Source organism: Xanthobacter cornucopiae, assembly GCF_043195065.2.
Classification (GTDB): domain Bacteria; phylum Pseudomonadota; class Alphaproteobacteria; order Rhizobiales; family Xanthobacteraceae; genus Xanthobacter.
The window spans coordinates 2,821,713-2,844,885 of record NZ_CM195531.1; the positions used below are offsets into that span (position 1 = coordinate 2,821,713).

Here is a 23,173-nt window from a genome sequence, read left to right on the forward strand (position 1 = left end):
CCGACGGCCCGCGCGGGCACGGCACCCCACCCATCCTTGCACGCCCTGCGGTGGCGCCGGGACGGGCGATGCGGGAGGCCCCAGGCATCGGCCCCGGCCACCACGTCGATCCGAAACGGTGCCGGCGCCCATTGGAGCCGCCGAACACCCCAGAACGTTACCGCCATAAAATTATAACTTCAACTATTCATTTTATAAAATTTATAGATTATATCGCCTGCTCCTGCCGCCACGGCCGCCGAGGCCCCCATGTCCGTTCGCACCGCCAGCTACCGTCCCCTGTCCGTCCTGGTGGGGCTGGCCTATTTCATGGACCAGCTCGACTCCACCATCATCGCGCCGGCCCTGCCGCAGATCGCGCTCGCCTTCGGCGTCAGCCCGCTGAGCCTCGACCTGACCATGACGGTCTACCTGCTGGCCAATGTCGCTTTCATTCCGCTCAGCGGGCTGCTGGCGGCCCGGTTCGGCACCCGCACGGTGTTCCAAGCCTCGCTGATCCTGTTCGCGCTGAGCTCGACCCTGTGCGGCTTCGCCGACAGCCTGCCGGCGCTCATCGCCGCGCGCGTGCTGCAGGGCGCCAGCGCCGCCCTGATGATGCCGGTGGGGCGCATGGCGATCATCCACGCCACCAGCAAGGCCGATCTGGTGGCGGCCCTGGCCTGGATGATCACCCCCGCCATGCTCGGCCCGCTCATCGGCCCGCTGCTGGGCGGCGTCATCGCCACCTATACGTCCTGGCGCTGGATCTTCTTCATCAACCTGCCCCTCGGCATCGCCGGCTATTTCGCCGCCACGCGCCTGATGCCGCAGGTGAGCGAGGAGACCCCGCCCGCCCTCGATCTGGTCCAGTGGCTGTGGCTGGCGCTGATGCTGGTGGCCGGCGCGGCGCTGCTGGCGCTGGTGCGCCATCCGGACCTCGATCCGCTGGTCTATGGCGCCGTCGTCGCCGTGCTCGTCGTGGGCGGCACCGCCTATGTGCGCCGCCTGCGCGGTGACACCCGGCCGCCGCTGCTCGATTTCGCCCTGCTCCGGCTGCCCACCTTCAGCGCCTCGTTCTGGGGCGGCTGCCTGGTGCGCGTCGGCTATGGGGCGCTGCCGTTCCTGCTGCCGCTGCAATTGCAGCTCGGCCTTGGCTTCACCGCCATCCAGAGCGGCCTGGTGCTGCTGGCCTGCGGCCTGGTGGCCTTCGTGACCAAGACCTTCACCGCGCGCATCCTGGCCCATTTCGGCTTTCGCACCGTCATCATCTGGAACGGTCTGCTGTGCGGCCTGGCCCTTGCCCTGTGCGCCACCTTCCAGCCGGGATGGAGCGTCGGCCTGCTGGCCTTCATCGCCTCCATCGGCGGCTTCTTCCGCGCCATCCAGCTCAATGCGCTGGCGGCCATCGCCTATGCCGACCTGCCGCGTGCCTCGGTGGCCCCGGCCACCTCGCTCAACACCACCTTCCAGCAATTCGCAGTGATGTTCGGCATCTCGCTCTCGGTCACGGTGGTCAACCTCTCGGCCTGGACGTTCGGGCGCCACGATCCGGCCGGGGGCGACTATGGCCTCGCCTTCCTGGTGCTCGCGGCGATCGTGCTGGCGGCGGTGCCCACCGCGTTCCGGCTGCATCCCACCGCCGGCCACGAAATGAGCGGACATCGCGCCCGGCCGCGCTCGCCGGCCGGCAGCCCGTGAGCCGCCCGCCCCTTCCGCCGGAGCCGACCCCGCTCCATCCCCCAGCCCGCGCCGAAGCTCGCGGGAGGCGCCGCCTCCCGCCCGGGCGCTCCCTTCAGGGACAATATCCGCGATGACCGCACCCGCTTCATCCTTCCTCGCATCCACCGACTGGCTGGCCCAGCACCTGTCCGACCCCGGGCTGCGGCTGTTCGATGCCACCGCCGGCCTGTCCCAGCCCCCCGGCGGCGGCGAGAGCCAGCCGGCCCGCGCGGTGTTCGAGCAGGCGCACATTCCCGGCGCGCGCCACCTGGACCTCAAGAACGATCTGTCCGACACCGGCGCGCCGCTCGACTTCACCCGCCTCGATCCGGAGCGCGCGGCCGCCGCCTTCGCCCGCGCCGGCGTCGGCGCGGACAGCACCGTGGTGGTGTATTCGACCTCCACCTATGGCTGGGCGACCCGCGTGTGGTGGCTGCTGAACGACATCGGCTTCACCCGGGTCGCCGTGCTCGACGGCGGCCTTGCCAAATGGGTGCGGGACGGCCGCGCCACCGCCTCCGGCCCGGTGCCGGCCTATCCCGCCGCCGCGCCCCTCACCCCCCGGCCCCTGGGCCTGTTCGCCGATCTTCCCGAGGTGCTGGCCACGGTGGCGGGCGGCGGCGCCACCCTCGTCAATGCCCTGAGCGCCGGGCATTTCAGCGGCGCCACCCCGGGCCCGCACGGGCGCAGCGGGCACATCCCCGGCAGCCTCAGCCTGCCGGCGGGGGCACTGGTGGACCCCGCCGACAACAGCTTCAAGCCGCCGGAGGCCCTGCGCGCGGCCTTCGCCGCCCGGGGCATCACCGGGGAAACCGACGTGATCGCCTATTGCGGCGGCGGCATCGCCGCCACCGTGGACGGCTTCGCGCTGCGGGCCATCGGCCACGAGAAGGTGCGCGTCTACGACGGCTCGCTCTCGGAATGGTCACAGGACCCGGCCCGGCCGCTGGAAGCCTGAGACCAAAGGCCCGTGAGCCTGACTCATGGGCCTTTGGTCAGGCCCGCGGCGCTTGAGCGGACCCGCTTGGCACCGTCGAAGCCTGGCACCAGTCGAAGACCGGGGCCGATGGGATGACGCCCCGAACGACCGGGGCAGGTCCGGCCCCGGTCGCCGCCTGCGGCTGGGCCGAAAAAGGGGGAAGGTCATCGCGCGCGGCTGGATGCTTCGCGACGCGGCCGCCGCCCGTCAGCTCGTCGAGGTGAGCAGGGACCCATGCGCCGCGCCGGCGCGCGCCGGGAACAGCCCTTGCGCGGCGGAGTTCGGTGCGTGGAGATGCAAACTTATATTAGAATTATAATTGAATTCTAATTCATATTTTAATGCAGACCGCCCGACAGCAGGGGCTTGCGGCATCTCACGCCGCACCGGTGCCGGGGCCGGGGCCGGCGGATGATCCGCGCTCCCGCCCCATCGCCTATTTGTCGCCGCCCCACTCGGAGGAGAAGACGACAAACGCGCGCTTCAGCACCTCGTTTTCGGTCCGCAGCTTCTGGATCTGGCGGCGCAGGAGCTGCAGTTCAGAGCGCATCTGGTCCGGCGACAAGGTTTCGCCGTGGCCGGGCTCCACCACATCGGCCGCGTCCCCCTCCTCGCCAAGCCGCATGGCGTCCTTCTTCTTCACCCACAGGCGCAGCGACTGCTCGCCGACACCGAACTGGCGCGCCACCTCGCGATAGATGGTCCGATCCTGGGGATTGTGGAGACGCCGCCGGTCGACCTCGGCCACCGCCAGGTCCTTGAGCGAGGCATCGTAGCGGGCCGAGGCGCGCGCGCCTTCGCCCGACGCATCCAGCGGGTCGGCGGGGTCCGACGTACGATCGCCATCGAGGCTCGTCGCGGCATCATTCCTGGATGGCCCGGCGCGCATTCCTTGCGTTATCTTCATTTTAACGATAAATCTAATACTCTAAATTTATCTCAGTCATTCCACCAACGCAAGCCGCCGCCGCGCCTCGGGTCGGATTTCAGGATGCCGAAACACTTCCCATTGGTTTCCACAGACTGGCTGTCCGATCACCTGGAGGACGACGGCATCGTCATCCTCGATGCCAGCGTATACCTTGAGCCGGCCTCCCGGGAGGGGGAGCGGGCCGAGTTTCGCAGCGGGCTGGACGAATACGAGCGGCAGGGGCACATACCGGGGGCGCGGTTCGCAGACCTGTTCACCCAGTTTTCCGATCCGCAGGCCCCCTATCCCTTCACGCGGCCCACGGCGGCACAGTTCGCGGCGGCGGCCGGTCGGCTCGGCATCACCCGCAACGCCCATGTGATCGTCTACGACAACCTGACCAACCAGTGGGCGGCGCGCCTGTGGTGGGTGTTCCGGTCGTATGGCCATGCCCGCGTGAGCGTGCTCGACGGCGGGCTGCGCAAATACCGGGGCGAGGGGCGCCGGATCGAGGCCGGCCTGTCGCCTTATGTCAAGTCGAGCTATCCGGTGCCGCTGCCCGTCAATATCGTCGCGACCACGCGCGACGTGCTGGACCTCACCGAGGGCCGGCGCGCGGGGCAGCTCATCTGCCTGCTGCAGGAGGACGACTTCACCGGCCGCATCTCGGCACGCGCGCGGCCCGGCCACATTCCCGGCAGCGCCAACCTGCCATTCGTCACCCTGCTGAACGAGCAGGACAACACCTTGCGGGCGGCGCCTGAGCTGCGGGCCCGGTTCCAGGCGCGCACGGCGCTCGGCGGCGAATTGGTGGTGACCTATTGCGGCGGCGGCGTCGCCTCCGCCCTCGGCGCCCTCGCGCTCGCCGTGATCGGCTACGACGCGACGCTGGAATACGACGGCTCCCTCGCCGAATGGACCGCCGACCCCGCCCGCCCCCTGGAACTCGGCGAGGCCTGAGCCCCGGGGCGCACCGGCCCCTCCCGCCGGAGCCGGCCGGCGCCCCGCGTACGCGGCCGCCGCGACCGCCCAGCCCCGCCAAAAACGGCAGGGAAGGGAAGGAGCAGGGGACCGCGGCTTCCCTCCTCCCTGACCCGCGCGGGCAGCGTCCCCACGGACCAGCCCCGGCATCGGCTCCACCGGAGCCGCCCCCGGCATGCCCGGCCCGATCACGCCAGTTCCACCCCGAGGCGGCGGGACGCCAGCGAAAGGCCCCCGGTCCGGACCCGCCCGACCGCCGAATGCCCGCCCTGCCCGTCCCCATCACAGCCCGCGCCTACCAGTTGGCGTCCCTGCCGCGCGTGTCGATATGGACGAAGCTGGCGTATCGCCCGATGCCGCCGGCATAGGCCGGGGTGCTCGCGCGCACCGCCTTCGCCACCTCCCACCACTGCGCGGGCGTGCCCTGCGCGCAGCGGAAATCGATGGCGTTGAAGCGCATGTGCAGGCTGCCTCTCTCGCCGCCGACGCAGCTGTTGTAGGCCGGCGCGCGGTAGCAGGAAAGAATATGGCAGGGGGCTTCGAGCCGGTGGCGGATCTCGTCCAGCATCCGCGCCGTCGCCAGGATGTTGTCCCACAGGCTGGGCGGCGGCAGCGTATTGAGCCCGGCGCAGGCGCCACCGGGCGCATGGCTCGCCCCGAGGGCCAGGAACTCTTCCGCCGTGAAGTAGCGCAGGCCGAGGGCCGCCATGTGGACGCGGAACGCGGGCAGGTCGAAGCTCTCCAAGGCCCAGGTGCTGCCGCGCGATTCCAGCACCTGCACGGACGGCGCCCCGCCGTCGCCAATCTCGACCTGGCTGAACTCCTTCGTATCGTTCGATTCCGCTTCGACCTGCCCGGCCGGAAAGAACACCGCGGCCGGCTCCACCGACACACCATCCTCAGGCGGAAGCGGCGCGGCGACACCGCCCTCGGCGGTGAACCCATCCTCGAAGCTCTCCGGCAGCGCAAGGGCCTCGAGACGGCCGGCGCCGAGGTGATCGACGATACCGTCCGCCAACGCATGCGCGAGCCGGTCGAGATAGTCCTCGTTCCGCAGGCGCGCCTCTTCGGCCGGGACGTCCATGAAGCTGACCTCCGCCAGGCAGCAGGCGGTATCGGCATGATGCAGGCTCGCCTTGAGCACCCCCAGGGGCTGGGACTTCACGCCGCCCGGAAACGACGCGTTGCGATCCTTGTAGTGGGTGGCGGCGACAAGACGCTTCTGCACCGCCCGGCACAGGCTCGCCGATGCCGAGCTGTGCACCAGATCGCACAGGGTCTCGGTGCCCTGAGCAGCGCCGTTGAAGGCATTGAGGTGAATGGACACGAACACCGGAGCGGCAATGGAGCGGGCGGCCTCGGCGCGATCGGCGAGGCCGAGGTTGACGTCGCCGGCGCGGGTCAGCACCACGGTGTGACCGCGCCCGGACAGGATTTTTTCCGCCCGGTGCGCGAGATTCAAGGTCACCGTCTTCTCAAGCAGGCCGGTGGGACCCACCGCGTTGTTCGGGCTGGAGTTGCCGACCCTCACGTGTCCCCCGTGCCCCGGATCAAGAACGATCTTGGCCATCGCGCGCCTCCCTACAGGCGAGAATATTGCCAAAATCGCTACCATTGATTGCACAAACAATCAACGCAAGACGTGCCGCAGCGTCATCACACCTGCGCCACCGGCGCATCCCGCTCCGGAGACGGGGGTTTCCCACCGCGGTTTTGGTTTTGCATCGACCTGTGGTTAGGTGCGCCGATCTTGAGGTGTGAAGATCCGATCGAAATGTCCGCCGGCTCCGTCCCTGTCCGCTTTCGGCGCCTGAGCCGCCTCCTGCGCGACAAGAACCTGCGCCTGTCCAGCGTCGTGGGGCGCTACGTGGTGGTGACGGTGACCATCTTCGCGGTCTCGCTGGTCAGCGTCGGCGCGCTCTACGACCGCTTCACCCAGCAACTGGAGACCACCCTGGTGGGCGAGCGCCAGTCGGCGCAGGAGGCCGCCACCGCCAACCGCATGGCCGCCTTCCTGGAAACCATGCAGTACCAGCTCGCCAAGATCTCCAACTATCCCGGCCTCAGCGCCTTCCTGGCCGCCCCCGACGCCACCGCCACCGCCGACATCGCCGCCCTGCTGCGGCTGGAGGCGGACGTGCCCGACCTCTACGGCATCCTGTTCTTCGACGGCGACGACCGGCTGAAACATGCCATCGCCGGGCAGGCCGCCTCCGGCCCGCCCTATTGGACCGAACAGGGCTGGTCCATCGCCGGCCTGCCGGTGGTGGTGAAGGATGGGGTGGAGATCATCGGTCCCGCCCTGCCGGAGCCGGGGCGCGCCGGCTGGATCCTGCTGCGCCGGCCCATGCGCAGCGGCAGCGGCGCCGGCGGCACCGTCGCCCTCCACGTGCGCCTCGCCTCGGTCACCGAGCAGCTCGACAAGTCCAACGCCAGCGCCATCGTCCGCATGCTGCTGTCCACACCGTCCGGCGCCATCCTGGACGCCACCGGGCGGCCCATCGAGAGCCGGCGCCTGGACCTCACCCCGGGGCCGGAGGTCATGCCCGGCTGGCGGCTGATGCGTGACCGGCGCTCGCCCGACGTGCTGTCCTCCCTGCGCTCGGCCCGGGGCTGGCTCTACACCGGCGGTGCGCTCATCATGGTGGTGGTGGTGGCGCTGTTCGTCCATCTCGGCCTGCGCATGCGGCGGCGGGTGGACCTGCTGGTGGAGGGCGCGCACGCGGTCGCCAGCGGCAACCTCACCTATCGCCTGCCGCTCACCCGCCGGGCCGACGAGATCAACGCTTTGTCCTCCGCCTTCAACACCATGGCCGAGCGGGTGAAGGACATGATCGACCGCACCGTGCGCACTGAGAAGATGGCGGTGCTGGGCGAGTTCGCCACCGGCGTCGCCCACGAGGTGCGCAATCCGCTCGCCACCATGAAGACCACGGTGCAGACCCTCAGCCGCGACGAGCCGGACGCCGACCGCCGCGAGCTGCTGCTGGACCTTGAAGCCGAGGTGGACCGCCTCAACCGGGTGGTGAACGACCTGCTCACCTATGGCCGGCCCCATCCGGCGGCCCGACGCGACCTCGCGGTGCGCGAACTGCTGCGCCGCACCGCCACCCTGCTGAAGCCGGTGGCCGCCGAGCGCGGCGTGCACCTGGCCTCCACCGGCGATTCCAGCGCCTGCCTGCTGGGCGACGAAGACCATATGCAACAGATCCTGGTCAATCTGGGGCTCAACGCGCTGCAGGCCTGCGCCCGGGGCGGCACCGTGACCTTCCGCTCGCGCCGCGAGGGCGGGTGCACCGTCATCGAGATCGCCGACGACGGCCACGGCATCGCCCGGGCCGACCTCGGGCGCGTCACCGACCCCTTCTTCACCACCAAGCCCAGCGGATCGGGGCTCGGCCTCACCATCAGCCAGCAGATGGTGGAAGCCAACGAGGGCACCATGCGCATCGAGAGCGCGGTCGGGGTCGGCACCCTGGTGAGCCTGAGCTTTCCCGCGGCGGAGCCCCCCCAGGAGGGGGCCTGAGGAGGAGCTGTCCAGCCATGCAAGCCGCATCCATTCTGGTGGTGGACGACGAGGCGCCGTTCGTGCGCTCGCTGGTCTATGCGCTGCGCAAGGAAGGCATGAAGCCCACCGGCGTCAACGGCTGCGCCGCCGCCCTCGACGTGCTGCGGGCGCAGGAGATCGACCTTGCGCTGGTGGACCTGCGCATGCCCGAGGTGGATGGCATGGAAACCCTGGCGCGCATCAAGGCGCTGGCGCCCGAGCTGCCGGTCATCATGATCTCCGCCCATGGCGACACCCGCGCGGCGGTGCAGGCGGTGAAGGCCGGGGCGGTGGATTACCTCACCAAGCCGTTCGAGCTCGACGAGCTGTTCCACTGCATCCGCCAGGCCCTCGACCGGCGGCGCATGCATGAGGAGATCGAGTACCACCGCGGCCGCCAGCTTTCCACCGCCAGCCTCATCGGCGCCAGCCCCGCCATGGCCGGCCTGCGCGAGGCGGTGGAGCGGGTGGCGGGAAGCGGCACCTCGCGCATCCTCATCCATGGCGAGTCCGGCACCGGCAAGGCGCTGGTGGCGCGGGCCATTCACGCCGGCAGCCGCCGCGCCGACCAGCCGTTCGTGGAGGTGAACTGCGCCGCCCTGCCGGAACAGCTCATCGAGGCGGAGCTGTTCGGCGCCGAAAAGGGCGCCTACACCGGCGCCCACCAGAAGCGCACCGGCCTCGTCGCCCTGGCCGAGGGCGGCACCCTGTTCCTCGACGAGATCGGCGAGGTGCCGCTGGCGCTCCAGGCCAAGCTGCTGCACTTCCTGGAAGACGGCACCTACCGGCCGGTGGGCGCCTCCGCCGTGCACGTCGGCAACGTGCGGGTGGTGGCCGCCACCAACCGCGACCTTGCGGCACTGGTGCGCCAGGGCCTGTTTCGCGAAGACCTCTATTACCGCCTCAACGTCATCAACGTGGCGGTGCCGGCGCTGCGCGAGCGGATCGGCGACGCCTTGGTGCTGGCCCGCCATTTCGCCGCCCGCTATGCCGCCCAGGAGGGCTGCGCGCCCATCTCCCTGTCGGGCGAGAGCGCCGAGCGGCTGAACACCCATGCCTGGCCCGGCAACGTGCGCGAGCTGAAGAACCTGATCGAGCGCCTCACCATCCTCTATCCCGGCGAGACCATCGCGCCGGGCCTGCTGCCGCAGGAACTGCGCGCCGGCGCCACCGCCATCCGGTCGCCGGTGGAGGAGCCGGCCGCCCCCGCCGGCATCGACGCCCACATGGACCAGGCCGAGCGCCAATTGCTGCTGGAAGCCCTCAGCCGTGCCAGCGGCCACAAGGGGCGCGCGGCCGAGACCCTCGGCATCTCCCGCCACGCCCTCAAGCGCCGGCTGCAGCGCCTGGGACTGTAGCGCCCAAGGCTCTGTTCCCCGGGCGCGAAGCGGCGGGTGCGACGGGCGTCGCCCTGCCGCCTGCGGGCGGCCTCAGCCGCGCAGCATGTCCAGCCGGCCGGGCGCGGCATGGAAGCGCACGCGCACCACCAGCCGACGATGATCCTCAAAGGCGCTGCGGGCGTGCAGGGCCCGATGATTGTCGATGATGACCAGGCTGTCGCGCGGCATGGCTTGGCGAATTTCGCCGGGGCCGTCGTCAAGCAGCTTCTGCCAGAAGGCGAGGTGGCGCCGCGCCTGCGGCGTGTCGTATTCGGGGTGGTCCTCAAGCCCCTTTTCCAGGGTATCGGACCGATAGCGGCAATATACGTCCGCACCGAACAGAGGCGCAAACGTATATTCGCGCGTTTCGGGCCGACCGGTGGAGGTGAAAAGCGTCGGAATGCGGAAGGGCAACGGCTGCTCATGGAAGAAGGCCAGTGCCTCGCGACCATCCCGGCTCCGCATCATCTCATCCTTGAGCATCTCGACGCTGCGCAGCGAATTGACCCCGCCGCCGCATGACGCGATCTCATGGAAATAAAGTAGGAAATAGCGCTCCGGATCAGCAAAATACTGCGTGTCGGTATGGTAGGAGGCTTCGTCGTTGGTTTCCGAGAAGCTCCAATAGCGCCCGTGATGGGCGGCATCGCCGGCGGCCTCCCGGCGCGCATCCTTCACGTCCCACACCACCTCCCCGGTGCGCGGATTGGTGACGCTGGGTGTCCCCATGAGGGCCGACAGGGCATAGAGGATCTTCCGCTTGTCCTCCAGCGGCAGCCCGGCGAGGCCGAGCGCGGGGACGAGCAGGCCGCACGCCCCCGCCGCCAGCAGCGTCGCGGCGTCACGCGCGAGGCCCGACAGCGCCGGCGCGGCGCGCATCAGGTCGCCGGCCAGTCCCACGCCGTCGGCCGGCTTCGTCAGCCCGGTGCTGGGGCAGCCCGCCCCGAAATGCGCATCCAGGAGCTCCACAAGCGGCGGCAAGGGCACCTGCCAACCCGGTGACAGGCGGACACTGACGACGCCCTGTTCCAGCGGGTCGATATCCGAAATGGCGCGCATGCGTTCGTCCTTAGCGGTGCCAGGGCGAATGGAGGGGCCGAGGCCCCGGCCAAGCCTCAGCCTAGGGGCAGGCGGCACACCGGACAAGGGGACGCGCGGGATGAACGGGCACCGGCGGCCAAGCGCGCGCCATGAGCGACCATGAGCGACCATGAGCGGGCCAAGAGCGGGCCAACAGTGGGCCAAGAGCGCGTGGTTGAGCGCGCGATGAACGGGCCATGAGGCGGCCTCCCCGCCGCGGCGGATCGGGCCGGGCAGCGCCGCCCGGCACCCGGGTCAGGAGAGCTGAGCTCAAGGGGAGCCGGGCGAAGCGCGCGCAGACGCGCCTGCGGCCGGGGCGACGGGGCGGGGATGAGCGGAAAGCGCTCATCCCCGCCCGCTCAGGGGAGCGCTTTCCGCTCAGCCGCGCGCTGGCCGCTCACCCCCCCTGCAAAAAACGCCTGACTCCTGAACGGCTCCGGCCGGTGCGGACGTCTGGCATGGCCCTTGCTGAACTTGAGGCAACAAGAATGATGCGAGCGCTCGCTCGCCAGGGAGGTCCGCGCATGAAAACGACAGGGAGGCTCCCTGGCTGGAGAGGGCTTGTTGTCGCCGCCGGTATACTGGCGAGCACCATTGTCCCTGTGCAGGCCGAACGCATCGTGCTCGGCGCCTCCGCCGAGGAGGCGGACGCGGTGGTGGGCTGCATCTACCCCATGGCCGGCCGCGCCGCGATCTATGGCGAGGACAGCGTGGAGGGCATCCGCCTCGCCCTGCGCGACATCGCCGGGGGCAAGGTGACCGGCCTGCCGGCGCCGCGCCTGCGCGTCATCATCGACGACGACCTGTCCAAGTCGTCCTACGGCCTGCGCCTCGCCGAGGACTTCATCGACAAGGACCATGCCCGCTTCCTGTGCGGCATGGTCTCGTCCGGCGTGGCCCAGGTGGTGAGCGACCTGGCGCGGCGGCGCTCCATCATCCTGGTGGGCACCGACCATGCTTCCTCCCGCCTCACCATCGAGGCCGGGCACCCCCATTACTTCCGCGTCTCCAACGACAGCTGGACCTCCAACGCCGCGGGCGCGCGCTACCTGCGCGACATCAAGGCCAGCCAGCCCTGGCGGCGCATCGCCATCCTCAATCCGGACTACGAGTATGGCCACGTCTCCCGCGACGACCTGCTCGCCGCCATGGACACGCTGGGCCTCGACTATGAGGTGGTGGCCGAGCTGTGGCCCAAGCTCTACGAGCCGGACTATTCCTCCTACATCCAGGCGCTGAAAGACCTGAAGCCCGATATCGTGGTGACGGCGCTGTGGGGCGGCGACTTCCTGGCCTTCCTCAAGCAGGCCCAGGCCACCGACCTGTTCTCCCAGATGCGGGTGGCCAATTTCGACACCGGCGCCAATTACGACGTGCTGGTGCAGCTCGGCGCCACGCCGCCGCCGGGCCTCATCCTGTCCGCGCGCCACCACAACAACTGGCCCGACACCCCGGCCAACCGCCGCTTCGTCGCCGACTTCCGCGCCATGGCGGGACGCTACCCCACCTATGCCGCCGAAGGGGCGTACACCGGCATCATCGCCATCGCCAAAGCAGTGGCGCAGGTGGGCAACGCCACCGACGACAAGGCCCTCATCGCCGCGCTGGAGGGCATGCGCCTCACCCTGCCGGAAGACCCGGAGGGCTTCGCCTCCACCATCGACCCCGAGACCCATCAGATCCTGCAGGCGCAGGCGGTGGGCACGCCGGTGCCCGACCCGCGCTTTCCGCCGGCCAAGGTGATGCTCGGCCACATCCGCGCCTACGACGCCGAGGACCTGCGCACGCCGCCCGGCCTGGTGCGGGCCCGGCGCGACGCCGCCCGTCCCACGCAATGACAACCAGACCCAAAAGGGAGAACGTCAAGTGAAGACACAGAAGTCCGTGACGAAACACGTCACCGGCCGCCTCGCGGCGGGCGTGGCCGCGCTCGCCCTGGCGAGCGGCCTGATGACCGGCGCCGCCGCCGCCGCCGAGAACGGCAAGTTCCGCCTCGGCATCGTCACCTTCCTGTCGGGCCCGGCCGCCGGTCCCTTCGGCATTCCCTCCGCCAATGCCGCCAAGGTGGTGGTGGAAGGGCTGAACAAGGGCGTGGTGCCCGCCCCCTACAACACCAAGGGCATCAACGGCGCCGAGATCGAGGCCGTCATCATCGACGAGGCCGGCGGCGCCACCAAGCAGGTGGAAGAGTTCCGCAACCTGGTGCAGCGCCAGAAGGTGGACGCCGTGATCGGCTACATCTCCTCCGGCGACTGCCTCGCGGTCGCCCCGGTGGCCGAGGAGCTCAAGGCGCTGACCGTGTTCTACGACTGCGGCACCTCGCGCCTGTTCACCGACGCCACCAAGCCCAAGTACACCTTCCGCACCGGCCTCGACGCCGCCGTCGACAATATCGGCGCGGTCCGCTACCTGGCCGCCACCAAGCCCAACGTCACCCGGGTCGCCGGCATCCAGCAGAATTATGCCTGGGGCCAGGATTCCTGGCACGACTTCACCTTGTCCCTGGCGCAGCTGATGCCGAAGGCGAAGATCGTCGAGAGCCAGATGCCCAAGGTGTTCCAGGGCCAGTATGGCGCGGAAATCTCGGCGCTGGCGGTGAAGAAGCCGGAGATCGTGCATTCCAGCTTCTGGGGCGGCGACATGGAAGCCTTCATGCTGCAGGCCAATGCCCGCGGCCTGCTCGACGAGGCCACCGCGCTGCTGACCTGCGGTGAATCCGCCCTCGACCGCTTCAAGGACCAGGCCCCCAACGGCACCATCATCGGCGCCCGTGGCCCGTTCGGCGCCTTCGCGCCCGACAACACCCTGAACCAGTGGTTCGTGAAGGCCTACACCGACGCCTACGGCATGGCCCCGACCTATCCGGCCACCAAGATGGCCCACGCCATCCTCGGCCTGAAGGCCGCCGCCGACAAGGCGGGCGGCGTCAACGGCACCGTGCCCACCGCCGATGCCATCGCCGACGCCTTCAAGGGCGCCACCTTCGAATCCGTCTCCGGCACCGCCAAGATGGACCGCGCCGATGGCCACCAAGCCGTGCAGTCCATCTCCTACGGCACCTACAAGTACGATCCCAAGACCGGCAAGGCCTCGATCGAGAACATCCTGACCTTCGCCGGCGACTGCGTGACCCCGCCCGACGGCACCACCTCCGACGAGTGGATCAAGGCCGGCTTCCCCGGTGCCAAGTGCAACTGAGGCTGGCAACTGAGGTTGGCAACTGAGGCCCTCAACCTGAGCGCGGCATCACCGATCGGGATCGCCTGACCGGCCCTGATCCCGATGCCCCGGAGCCGGCGGCGCCCGCCGCCGGCTCCACTCCGCCCCAATGACGGATGCGATCCCATGCTGAGCTTTCTCGCCGTATTGATCGACGGCACCATCTACGCGTCCTGGCTGTTCCTGGTCGCCGCCGGCCTGACGGTGATTTACGGCGTCATGCGCATCCTCAACATGGCGCATGGCTCGTTCTATGCCATCGGCGCCTACACCGCGGCGACCGCCATCGGCTGGTATTTCGCCGACGGCACCGGCTCGGCCGCCGTGAGCTTCGCCATCCTGATCGGCAGCGCTCTCCTCTCCGGCCTGCTGGTGGGCACGCTGGTGGAACGCGGCCTGCTGCGCTTCATGTACGGGCGCGACGAGATCCTGATGGTCATCATCACCTACGCGCTGCTGCTGATCCTCGAGGACGCCATGAAGATCGTCTTCGGCGTCAATCCCTATTTCGCCTATCAGCCCTATACCGCGCTCGGCCGCTCCACCATCGCCGGGCTCAAGGTGTCGAACTATGACCTGGTGCTGATCGGCATCGCCGTGGCGGTGGGGCTTGCCCTGTGGGGCTGGCTGGAGCGCACCAACCTCGGCAAGATCCTGCGCGCCGTCATCCACGACCGGGAAGTGGCCCGGGCCATGGGCGTGAACGTCAAGCGCATGTTCACCCTCACCTTTCTCATCGGCACCACGCTGGGCGCCCTGGCCGGCGCGCTCACCGCGCCCTCCATCTCGGTGGTGCCGGGCATCGGCGTCGAGGTGATCGTGCTGGCGTTCGCCGTGGTGGTGGTCGGCGGCATGGGGTCCATCGAGGGCGCCGCCGTGGGCGCGCTGCTGCTGGGCCTCTCCCGCGCGGCGGCGGTGCACTACGCGCCGCAGTTCGAATTGTTCGTCATCTACGGCGTCATGTCCCTGGTCCTGGCCATCCGGCCGCAGGGCCTGTTCGGCCGCACGCTGGCAAGGAAGATCTGACATGCGCCTCGACAAGACTGAACTCGCATTGATCGGCCTTGTGGTCGTCCTGGTGCTCGGCGGCACGCTGGCGCCCGGCTGGCTGATCTTCCTGCTGACCGTCGCCCTCGCCAAGGCCCTGGTGGTGCAAGGCGTGGTGATGCAGATGAAGGCCGGCCTCGTCTCCTTCGGCCAGGGCCTGTTCTATTGCGTGGGCGGCTATGCGGTGGGCATGGGCGGCCAGTTCCTCAACATCAACGCCGGCCTCGCCCTGCTCGCCATCGGCGTTGTGGCGGCGGTGGTGCTGGCCATGGTGCTGGGCCTGCTGCTGACGCGCTATCGCGAGATCTTCTTCGCCATGCTGTCGCTGGCCTTCTCCATGATCCTTTACGGGGTGCTGGTGAAGAGCCAGGAGCTGGGCTCCACCGACGGCTTCAACGTGAAGAACTGGACCCTGCTCGGCCGCACCATCGAGGGCGGCGAGCAGGCCACCCATGCGGTGTTCATCCTCACCGTGATCGCGGCGGCGGCCGTGACCTTCTTCCTCAACCGCTACTACCGCTCGGCCATGGGCATGACCTGCGAGGCCATCCGCGAGAACGAGGTGCGGGTGGAGTTCCTCGGCCTGTCGCCGCGCTGGATCCAATATGCCAACTACGTCATCGCCGCCGCCGTGTCGGCGCTCGGCGGCGGGCTCACCGCGCTGGCCACCGGCCACGTGGACCCGGACATGGCCTATTGGACCACCTCGGGCGAGTTCGTGTTCATCGCCCTGCTCGGCGGCACCGGCAGCGTGCTGGCGCCGTTCCTGGCGGCCATCGTGTTCGCCCTGGTGCGCACCTACGCCATCGAGTTCGTGCCCAACGGCTGGCAGATGATCCTGGGCTTCACCCTGCTCGGCATCGTCGTGTTCCTGCCCAAGGGCCTGTGGAGCCTGTTCACCCGCCGCCGGGCGGAGGCGCCGCCCGCCCCCACCTCGTCCACCAAAGCCCGCACCGGAGGCGTCGGCGCATGAGCGCGAGCATCACCCCGATCCTCGAGACCCGGAAGCTGAACAAGACGTTCGGCGCCGTCACCGCCGCCAAGGACCTCGACGTCAAGATCGGCAAGGGCGAGATCGTCGGCGTCATCGGCGCCAACGGCGCCGGCAAGACCACCTTCATCAACATGGTCACCGGCTACCTGCCGCCCACCTCGGGGGAGATCCTGATGGACGGGCGGGCGATCCTCGGCCTTGCCCCGCGCGCCATCACCCGCGCCGGCCTTGCCCGCTCGTTCCAGGTGGCGCAGCTCTTCCCCGAGCTGACCGTGCTCGACAACCTCGTCATCGCGCTGGCCGCAGCCGAGAGCCCGCGCCCCTCGTTCCTGCGCGCGCTCAACACCAAGGCGCGGGTGGCCAAGGCCGAGGAGATCCTGGCCGAGTTCAAGGTGTCGGCCTATCGCGATGCCCGCGTCACCGCGGTGCCGCAGGGCTCGCGCAAGCTCATCGACATCGCCATGGCGATGATCGGCAACCCGAAAATGCTGCTGCTCGACGAGCCGACCTCCGGCGTCAGCGTCGACGAAAAGGGCGACCTCATGGACACGGTGATGGCGGCGGTGCGCCACCATGGCCTGACCGTGCTGTTCGTGGAGCATGACATGGACGTGGTGCGCCGCTACGTGTCGCGCATCCTCGCCTTCTACAGCGGCGAGATCATCGCCGACGGCCCGCCCGACGCGGTGCTCGCCGACGCCCGGGTGCGCGAGCTGGTGACCGGGCATTCGGACCATTCATCGGCAAGCCACAAGAGCGCCGCGCCGGCGGCCGCGCGCGAGGGGAGCGCCAGCGCATGACCCTGTCCATCTCCAATCTCGACGTCTCCATCGCCGGCATTCCCATCCTGCGCGATGTCAGCCTGGAAATCCCCTCGGGCAGCATGGTGGGCCTGATCGGCCGCAACGGCGCCGGCAAGACCACGCTCATCCGCGCCATCATGGGCCTCACCGCCCTGTCGGGACGGATCGTGTTCGACGGCACCTCCATCGGCGACCGCGAGGCCCATGTGCGGGCCTCCATGGGCATCAGCTACCTGCCGGAGGATCGCCGCCTTATTCCCACCCTGACGGTGGAGGAGAACATCCTCATGCCGGCCTGGGCCAACAGGCTCAAGGATGCGCCGGCGCGCCTCGAATGGATCTATTCGCTGATGCCGGAAATCGCCCAGTATCGCGACCGCAAGGCGCTCCAGCTCTCGGGGGGCCAGCAGAAGCTGGTTGCGCTCGGGCGGGCGCTGATGCCCGGCCGGCGGCTGCTGCTGCTGGACGAGCCGTTCGAGGGCGTGGCCCCGGTGCTGTCGCGGCGCCTGACGGAAGTCATCGGCAAGCTGCGCAGCGAAGGCCTGTGCGTGCTGCTATCGGAATCCGATGCCACCCACTCCTCCGATCTCGTCGACCAGGTGTTCAACATCGAGCGCGGCGTGGTGACCAGCCACTGAAGCCGCCCCCGCCCTCGTTTCCATGGCAATCGCGATGACCTTGAACTTCACCTTCGAAACCACCCCGTACGTGATCCAGCAGGTCGGCGGCGCCACCCGCCTGCCCGCCCTGGCGGCGGAGCTGGGCGCCCGCAAACCCATGATCGTCACCGACGCCGGGCTGGTGAAATCCGGCGTGCTGGCGCCGGTGCTGGAGGCGTTTGCCGCCGCCGGCCAGCCGGTGGAACTGTTCACCGACGTGCAGGCCGATCCGCCGGAGACCGTCGTTCTCGCCACCGTGGAAGTGGCGCGCGCGGCCGGCGCCGACGTCATCATCGGCCTCGGCGGCGGCAGCTCCATGGACACCGCCAAGCTGGTGGCGCTGCTGCTGGGCGCGCCGCAGGTGCTGGCCGACATCTACGGCATCGGCCTCGCCCGCGGGCCGCGCCTGCCGCTGATCCAGGTGCCCACCACCGCCGGCACCGGGTCGGAGGTGACCCCCATCTCCATCGTCACCACCCCGACCCACGAGAAGAAGGGGGTGGTGAGCCCCCTGCTCTATCCCGACATTGCGGTGCTCGACGCCAGCCTGACCGTGGGCCTGCCGGCGCCGGTGACCGCGGCCACCGGCATCGACGCCATGGTGCACGCCATCGAGGCCTTCACCAGCAGGCACAAGAAGAACGCCGTCTCCGACGCCCTCGCCCTCCAGGCCCTGCGCCTGCTCGCCGCCAACATGGATCGGGTGATCGCCGACGGCGGCGACATCGCCGCCCGCTCCGCCATGCTGCAGGGCTCGATGCTGGCCGGCATGGCCTTCGCCAACGCACCGGTGGCCGCGGTGCACGCGCTGGCCTATCCGCTCGGCGGGCACTTTCATGTGCCGCACGGCCTCTCCAACGCCTTGGTGCTGACGCCGGTGCTGCACTTCAACAAGCCCGCCGCCGCCCCGCTCTATGCGGAGCTGGCCGGCGTGGTGCTGCCGGACCGGGTGTTCGCCAGCGTGGACGTGGCCGCCGACGCCTTCATCGCCTTCATGCAGGAGCTGGTCGCGCGCATGCCGTTCGCCCAGCGCCTCGCCGAGGTGGGGGTGGTGGCGGACGACTTGCAGCGCCTCGCCGTCGACGCCATGAAGGTGGAACGGCTGCTGATGAACAATCCGCGCCCGGTGACCCTCGACGATGCCTTCGCCATCTACCAGTCGGTGCTGTGAGGCGCCCGGCGCCATGAGCTGAACGGGCCGCCCCCGCCCCGCGGGGCGGCCCGCACCCCATCCCAGGCGGGCGCGCACGCCGCGACCTTCGCCCGTTCCAAGATTTGCCGAGGAGGCTTTTCGAGCCATGCCCGTCCCGACCCTCTCCGACACCGCCCTGCTGCGCGACAAGGCCTATATCGACGGCGCCTGGGTGGGCGCCGACAGCGGCAAGACCTTCGCCGTGACCAACCCCGCCGATGGCTCCCCCCTCGCCGACGTGCCGGACCTCGGCGCCGCCGAGACCCGCCGCGCCATCGAGGCGGCGGAGCGGGCCCTTCCGGCGTGGCGCGCCAAGACCGCCAAGGAGCGCGCCACCATCCTGCGCCGGTGGTTCGAGCTGATCACCGCCGCCCAGGAAGACCTGGCGCAGATCATGACCGCCGAGCAGGGTAAGCCGCTGGCGGAAGCGCGCGGCGAGGTGACCTACGGCGCCTCCTTCATCGAATGGTTCGCGGAGGAAGGAAAGCGCATCTATGGCGATGTGATCCCGAGCCACGGCGCCGACAAGCGCATCATCGTCATCAAGCAGCCGATCGGCGTGGTGGCCGCCATCACCCCCTGGAACTTCCCCAACGCCATGATCACCCGCAAGGTGGCGCCGGCGCTGGCGGCCGGCTGCACCACCGTGGTGAAGCCCGGCGAGGATACCCCCCTGTCCGCCCTGGCGCTGGCCGAGCTGGCCGAGCGCGCCGGCATTCCCGCCGGCGTGTTCAACGTGGTGCCCACCCTGCAGGCCGCCGCCGTGGGCGGGGAGATGACCGCCAACCCCATCGTGCGCAAGCTCTCCTTCACCGGCTCCACCCCGGTGGGCAAGCTGCTGATGGCGCAGTGCGCCGGCACCGTGAAGAAGGTGAGCCTGGAACTGGGCGGCAACGCCCCCTTCATCGTCTTCGACGACGCCGACCTCGACGCGGCGGTGGCCGGGGCCATGATGTCGAAATACCGCAATGCCGGCCAGACCTGCGTGTGCGCCAACCGCATCCTGGTGCAGGCGGGCGTCTATGACGCCTTCGCCGAGAAGCTCACCGCCGCCGTCGCCGCGCTGAAGGTAGGCGCCGGCACCGCCGCCGGCGTCACCACCGGCCCGCTCATCAACGCCAAGGGCTTCACCAAGGTGGACCGGCTGGTGAAGGACGCGGTGGAAAAGGGCGCCACCGTGCGCGTGGGCGGCAAGCCCCACGCCCTGGGCGGCAATTTCTACGAGCCCACCGTGCTCACCGACGTGTCGACCGACATGGAGCTGTTTTCCGAGGAGATCTTCGGCCCGGTGGCCCCGCTGTTCAAGTTCGAGACCGAGGACGAGGCCATCCGCCTGGCCAACGCCACCCAGTACGGCCTCGCGGCCTATTTCTACGCCCGCGACATCGGCCGCATCTTCCGCGTCGCCGAGGCGCTGGAATACGGCATCCTGGGCATCAACGAGGGCATCATCTCCACCGAGGTGGCTCCGTTCGGCGGCATCAAGGAATCCGGTGTCGGGCGCGAAGGCTCCAAGTACGGCGTCGATGATTTCGTGGAGATCAAGTACATGTGCCTCGGCGGCATCCGCTGACGCGCGGCGTTCTCCACCTTCCGACAACATCCGATCGTCTGGATAGAAGAATGGACTATACGTTCAGAAGCGTGCGCCGCATCGTCAGCGAAGCCGGCGGCCTGAAGCGCCTCGGCGCCCTGGCCAAGGAGCTGGGCGCCACCCGCGTGCTCATCGTCTGCGATCCCGGCATCGTCACTTTAGGCTTCGCCGGCATCGCCACGGCGGCGCTGGCCGAGGCCGGCATTGCCGTGGACGTATTCGCCGACGTGGCGGCCGATCCGCCGGTGTCGGTGGTGCTGGCGGCGGTGGAGCGGGCGAAGGCGTTCGCGGCCGACGGCATCATCGGCATCGGCGGCGGCTCCTCGCTCGACACCGCCAAGCTGGTGGCGCTGATGGTCAAGTCCGACCAGCCCATCGCCGAGATGTACGGCACCAACCTCGCCACCGGCACCCGCGTGCCGCTGATCCAGGTGCCCACCACCGCCGGCACCGGCTCCGAGGTCACCTGGGTGTCGGTGGTCACCGACGCCGAGGGCCGCAAGAAGGCGATCTATGCGCCGCAGCTGCTGCCGGACGTGGCGCTGCTCGACCCAGAGCTGACCCTCGGCCTGCCACCGCGCATCACCGCCGCCACCGGCCTCGACGCCATGGTGCACGCCATCGAGGCCTTCACCAGCCGCACCGCCAAGAACCTGCTCGCCGACGCGCTGGCGGTGAAGGCGCTGCAGCTGCTCTCCGCCAACATCCGGGTGGCGGTGAAGGACGGCGGCAACGTGCAGGCCCGCGCCGCCATGCTGCAGGGCTCGCTGCTGGCCGGCATGGCGTTCGTGAACGCCTCGGTGGCCGCCATCCATGCGCTGGCCTATCCGCTGGGCGCGCGCTTCCACGTCCCCCACGGCCATTCGAACGCCATCGTCATGGCGCCGATCATGCGCTTCAACCTGCCGGCGGCCGCCCCGCTCTATGCGGAGCTGGCCCGCCAGACCCTGCCGGGCCGCGTCTTCGCCTCCGACGCCGAGGCGGCGGAAGCGCTGGTGCACGACATCGAGACCCTGGTGCCGGCCATGGGCCTGGAAATCCGCATGCGCGAACTTGGGGTGCCGCAGGACGCCATTCCCTCCATGGCGGAGGAAGTGGACACCGGCATTCGCCGGCTCATCGCCTGCAACCCGCGCGACATGACCCGCGCCGACATCGAAGGCATCTACGCCAGCGTCTATTGACGCGGCCCCGGCCGCCGAGGCTCCTCCCGAGCGGCGGCCGGGTCTTTTTTTCGCGGAGGCCGCGCGCCCCTCACCCGCGCAGGTGCCCGGTGGGCAAGGCGGTGGTGTACTTCACCTGGTCGAGGGCAAAGCTGGAGCGGATGTTCGCCACGCCCGGAATCTGCGTCAGGCAGTCCAGCATCAGCGACTGGTAGCGGATGAGGTCCTCGATGACCACCCGCAGCAGGAAGTCGGCCTCCCCGGTCATCAGGTAGCATTCCATCACTTCCGGCCGGCGCCGGATGGCACTGGTGAACACCTCCAGCGACGGCTTGTCCTGCTGCTTCAGCGTCACGTGCACGAACACGTTGACCGCCAATCCCAGCTTCAGCGGGTCCACCAGCGCCACCGCGCCGCGAATGACACCGCGCGCCTTCAGGTCCGCCACCCGCCGCCAGCACGGCGAGGCCGACAAGCCCACCTGCTCGGCCAGCTCCGCATTGCTCAGCTCGGCATTCTGCTGCAGCGCGTCGAGGATGCGCAGGCTGGCGTCATCCAGCAGGTCGCGGTCGTGGGACATATTTTCCCCTATGATGAGATTTTCCGGTCAAATTCTCCGCAACTAACGTCAGCGTCAACCAAGGAAGACCAGTTTCTCGCGCTGCACCCTCCTATTGTGGCCACACCACGGCGCACGGGGGAGACCGGCCGGATGAGCGTGACCCACGACGACTGCACCCACGGCGCCGCCGCCCGGGAGAACCACACCGGGCGCACCTCCCGTCTGAACCCGCTGCCGAACGCTCGGCGAAGTGTTGGGCCGACCACCGTTCGGGAAACTGCTCTGGCGAGTGCACCCGGCCACGCGCGGCGGGCCGCGCACCCCGCCGGAGCCGACAGCATGGCCTGGCTGGGGGTGATGGTGGTGCTGTGGGGCGTGAGCTGGCCGGCCACGAAGCTGGCGCTCGAGGCGGTGCCGCCGCTGTGGCTGGCGACGCTGCGCTTCGCCACCGCCGCCCTGTGCCTGTTCGGCTTCGTCGCGGCCCGTGGCGCGCTGCGCCTGCCGCCCCGGGCCGACTGGCCCATCGTCGCCAGCATGGGGCTGCTGCAGATGATGGCCTTCACCGGTCTCGGCATGGTGGCCATGACCGCCACCGACACCAGCCATGCGGTGCTGCTGGCCTACACCACGCCGCTCTGGGGAGTGCTCGCTGCCTGGCTGCTGCTCCGGCAGGCGCCGACCCGGCTGCAGGTGGCCGCGCTTGGAGCGGGGCTTGCCGGCATCGCCCTCATCTGCTCGCCGCTGGAGATGGACTGGACCAGCGGCCCGGCGCTCATGGGCGGGGCCTTCCTTCTCGTCGGCGCCATCTGCTGGTCGGTGGTGATCCTGCACATCCGCCGTCACCGCTGGACCGCCTCGCCGCTCGCCCTCGCCCCCTGGCAGATGCTGCTGGCGAGCGTGCCGCTGGCCGGCGTGGCCTGGGCCCTGGAGGGGCCGCCCACGGGCATTGCCTTTGACCCGCCGCTGCTGCAGCTGCTGGCCTTCATCGGCCCGGTGGCGACCTCGGCCTGCTTCGTCATCTCGGCCGAGCACGGACGGCGGATCAGCACCTTTGCCATGGGCAATCTCACCCTCGGGGTGCCGCTGGTGGGCATCCTGGCATCCACCCTCGTCCTCGGCGGCCACCTCTCGGGCGTGTTCCTGGCCGGGCTGGCCCTGGTGATGGGCGGCATGCTGCTGGCGGCGGCGGCGACGCACCGCACCGCCTGATCCGGATGCGGCCGCTTTCGCCGGCCGGGCGACACGGCGAATGCCAAAGGCCCATGAGCTTGGCTCATGGGCCTTTGGTCAAGCCCGCGCGGCGCTTGAGTGGACCCATTTGGCACCGCTCGAAGACCGGGGCCGATGGTATAAAGCCCACGGCAAC

Annotated in this window: 19 protein-coding genes; 15 read left to right on the forward strand and 4 right to left on the reverse strand. The window is 69.7% G+C overall.

Annotated elements, in window-relative coordinates; all coding sequences use genetic code 11:
* Window positions 1–249 precede the first annotated feature (249 nt).
* Window positions 250–1,677, forward strand: a complete 1,428-nt coding sequence (locus tag V5F53_RS12415; protein WP_393997750.1) for an MFS transporter — start codon at window positions 250–252, stop codon at window positions 1,675–1,677.
* A gap of 112 nt (window positions 1,678–1,789) precedes the next feature.
* Window positions 1,790–2,656 (forward strand): sulfurtransferase, encoded by an 867-nt coding sequence (locus tag V5F53_RS12420; RefSeq protein WP_393997751.1) that lies wholly within the window; start codon window positions 1,790–1,792, stop codon window positions 2,654–2,656.
* Between the two features lie 457 nt (window positions 2,657–3,113).
* On the opposite strand, the gene V5F53_RS12425 is transcribed toward V5F53_RS12420, so the two are convergent.
* The gene (locus tag V5F53_RS12425) at window positions 3,114–3,566 is read right to left on the reverse strand and encodes a transposase (protein ID WP_393997752.1); all 453 of its coding nucleotides are present in this window, start codon (window positions 3,564–3,566) and stop codon (window positions 3,114–3,116) included.
* 102 nt (window positions 3,567–3,668) lie between these two features.
* Here V5F53_RS12425 and V5F53_RS12430 point away from each other — a divergent pair, with 102 nt between their 5' ends.
* Window positions 3,669–4,547 (forward strand): sulfurtransferase, encoded by an 879-nt coding sequence (locus tag V5F53_RS12430; protein ID WP_393997753.1) that lies wholly within the window; start codon window positions 3,669–3,671, stop codon window positions 4,545–4,547.
* A 316-nt stretch (window positions 4,548–4,863) separates the two neighbouring features.
* On the opposite strand, the gene V5F53_RS12435 is transcribed toward V5F53_RS12430, so the two are convergent.
* Window positions 4,864–6,138, reverse strand: coding sequence for an N-acetylmuramoyl-L-alanine amidase (locus tag V5F53_RS12435; RefSeq protein WP_393997754.1), 1,275 nt, complete (start codon window positions 6,136–6,138; stop codon window positions 4,864–4,866).
* 204 nt (window positions 6,139–6,342) lie between these two features.
* Between V5F53_RS12435 and V5F53_RS12440 the strand changes: the two genes are divergently transcribed.
* Both V5F53_RS12440 and V5F53_RS12445 read left to right on the forward strand, forming a co-directional pair.
* Complete coding sequence (locus V5F53_RS12440) at window positions 6,343–8,094, forward strand: sensor histidine kinase (protein ID WP_393997755.1); 1,752 nt, start codon at window positions 6,343–6,345, stop codon at window positions 8,092–8,094.
* A gap of 17 nt (window positions 8,095–8,111) precedes the next feature.
* Window positions 8,112–9,473: a sigma-54-dependent transcriptional regulator gene (locus tag V5F53_RS12445; protein WP_393997756.1), complete on the forward strand. Its 1,362-nt coding sequence runs from the start codon at window positions 8,112–8,114 to the stop codon at window positions 9,471–9,473.
* A 72-nt stretch (window positions 9,474–9,545) separates the two neighbouring features.
* On the opposite strand, the gene V5F53_RS12450 is transcribed toward V5F53_RS12445, so the two are convergent.
* Window positions 9,546–10,553: a TauD/TfdA family dioxygenase gene (locus V5F53_RS12450; protein WP_393997757.1), complete on the reverse strand. Its 1,008-nt coding sequence runs from the start codon at window positions 10,551–10,553 to the stop codon at window positions 9,546–9,548.
* 545 nt (window positions 10,554–11,098) lie between these two features.
* On the opposite strand from V5F53_RS12450, the gene V5F53_RS12455 reads away from it, so the two are divergent.
* From V5F53_RS12455 to V5F53_RS12495, 9 genes are all read left to right on the forward strand, one after another.
* On the forward strand, window positions 11,099–12,412 hold the full coding sequence (locus tag V5F53_RS12455; protein ID WP_393997758.1) for an ABC transporter substrate-binding protein: 1,314 nt from the start codon (window positions 11,099–11,101) through the stop codon (window positions 12,410–12,412).
* Between the two features lie 28 nt (window positions 12,413–12,440).
* Window positions 12,441–13,772 (forward strand): ABC transporter substrate-binding protein, encoded by a 1,332-nt coding sequence (locus tag V5F53_RS12460; RefSeq protein ID WP_393997759.1) that lies wholly within the window; start codon window positions 12,441–12,443, stop codon window positions 13,770–13,772.
* 147 nt (window positions 13,773–13,919) lie between these two features.
* Window positions 13,920–14,819: a branched-chain amino acid ABC transporter permease gene (locus tag V5F53_RS12465; RefSeq protein ID WP_393997760.1), complete on the forward strand. Its 900-nt coding sequence runs from the start codon at window positions 13,920–13,922 to the stop codon at window positions 14,817–14,819.
* A 1-nt stretch (window position 14,820) separates the two neighbouring features.
* Entirely contained in the window at window positions 14,821–15,813 is a 993-nt protein-coding gene (locus tag V5F53_RS12470) for a branched-chain amino acid ABC transporter permease (protein ID WP_393997761.1), read from the forward strand.
* A complete protein-coding gene (locus V5F53_RS12475) occupies window positions 15,810–16,634 on the forward strand; it encodes an ABC transporter ATP-binding protein (RefSeq protein ID WP_393997762.1) in 825 nt (274 codons plus the stop codon). Before V5F53_RS12470 ends, V5F53_RS12475 begins: the two co-directional genes overlap by 4 nt.
* Entirely contained in the window at window positions 16,631–17,275 is a 645-nt protein-coding gene (locus tag V5F53_RS12480; RefSeq protein ID WP_393997763.1) for a branched-chain amino acid ABC transporter ATP-binding protein, read from the forward strand. The genes V5F53_RS12475 and V5F53_RS12480 overlap by 4 nt, the downstream gene beginning before the upstream one ends.
* A 34-nt stretch (window positions 17,276–17,309) precedes the next feature.
* Window positions 17,310–18,467, forward strand: coding sequence for an iron-containing alcohol dehydrogenase (locus V5F53_RS12485; RefSeq protein WP_393997764.1), 1,158 nt, complete (start codon window positions 17,310–17,312; stop codon window positions 18,465–18,467).
* Between the two features lie 127 nt (window positions 18,468–18,594).
* Window positions 18,595–20,061, forward strand: coding sequence for an NAD-dependent succinate-semialdehyde dehydrogenase (locus V5F53_RS12490; protein WP_393997765.1), 1,467 nt, complete (start codon window positions 18,595–18,597; stop codon window positions 20,059–20,061).
* A 50-nt stretch (window positions 20,062–20,111) separates the two neighbouring features.
* On the forward strand, window positions 20,112–21,266 hold the full coding sequence (locus V5F53_RS12495; protein ID WP_393997766.1) for an iron-containing alcohol dehydrogenase: 1,155 nt from the start codon (window positions 20,112–20,114) through the stop codon (window positions 21,264–21,266).
* Between the two features lie 70 nt (window positions 21,267–21,336).
* Here V5F53_RS12495 and V5F53_RS12500 read toward each other — a convergent pair whose 3' ends face one another.
* Complete coding sequence (locus V5F53_RS12500) at window positions 21,337–21,825, reverse strand: Lrp/AsnC family transcriptional regulator (RefSeq protein WP_393997767.1); 489 nt, start codon at window positions 21,823–21,825, stop codon at window positions 21,337–21,339.
* Window positions 21,826–21,957: 132 nt separating this feature from the next.
* On the opposite strand from V5F53_RS12500, the gene V5F53_RS12505 reads away from it, so the two are divergent.
* Complete coding sequence (locus V5F53_RS12505) at window positions 21,958–23,016, forward strand: DMT family transporter (protein WP_393997768.1); 1,059 nt, start codon at window positions 21,958–21,960, stop codon at window positions 23,014–23,016.
* Window positions 23,017–23,173: the final 157 nt, after the last annotated feature.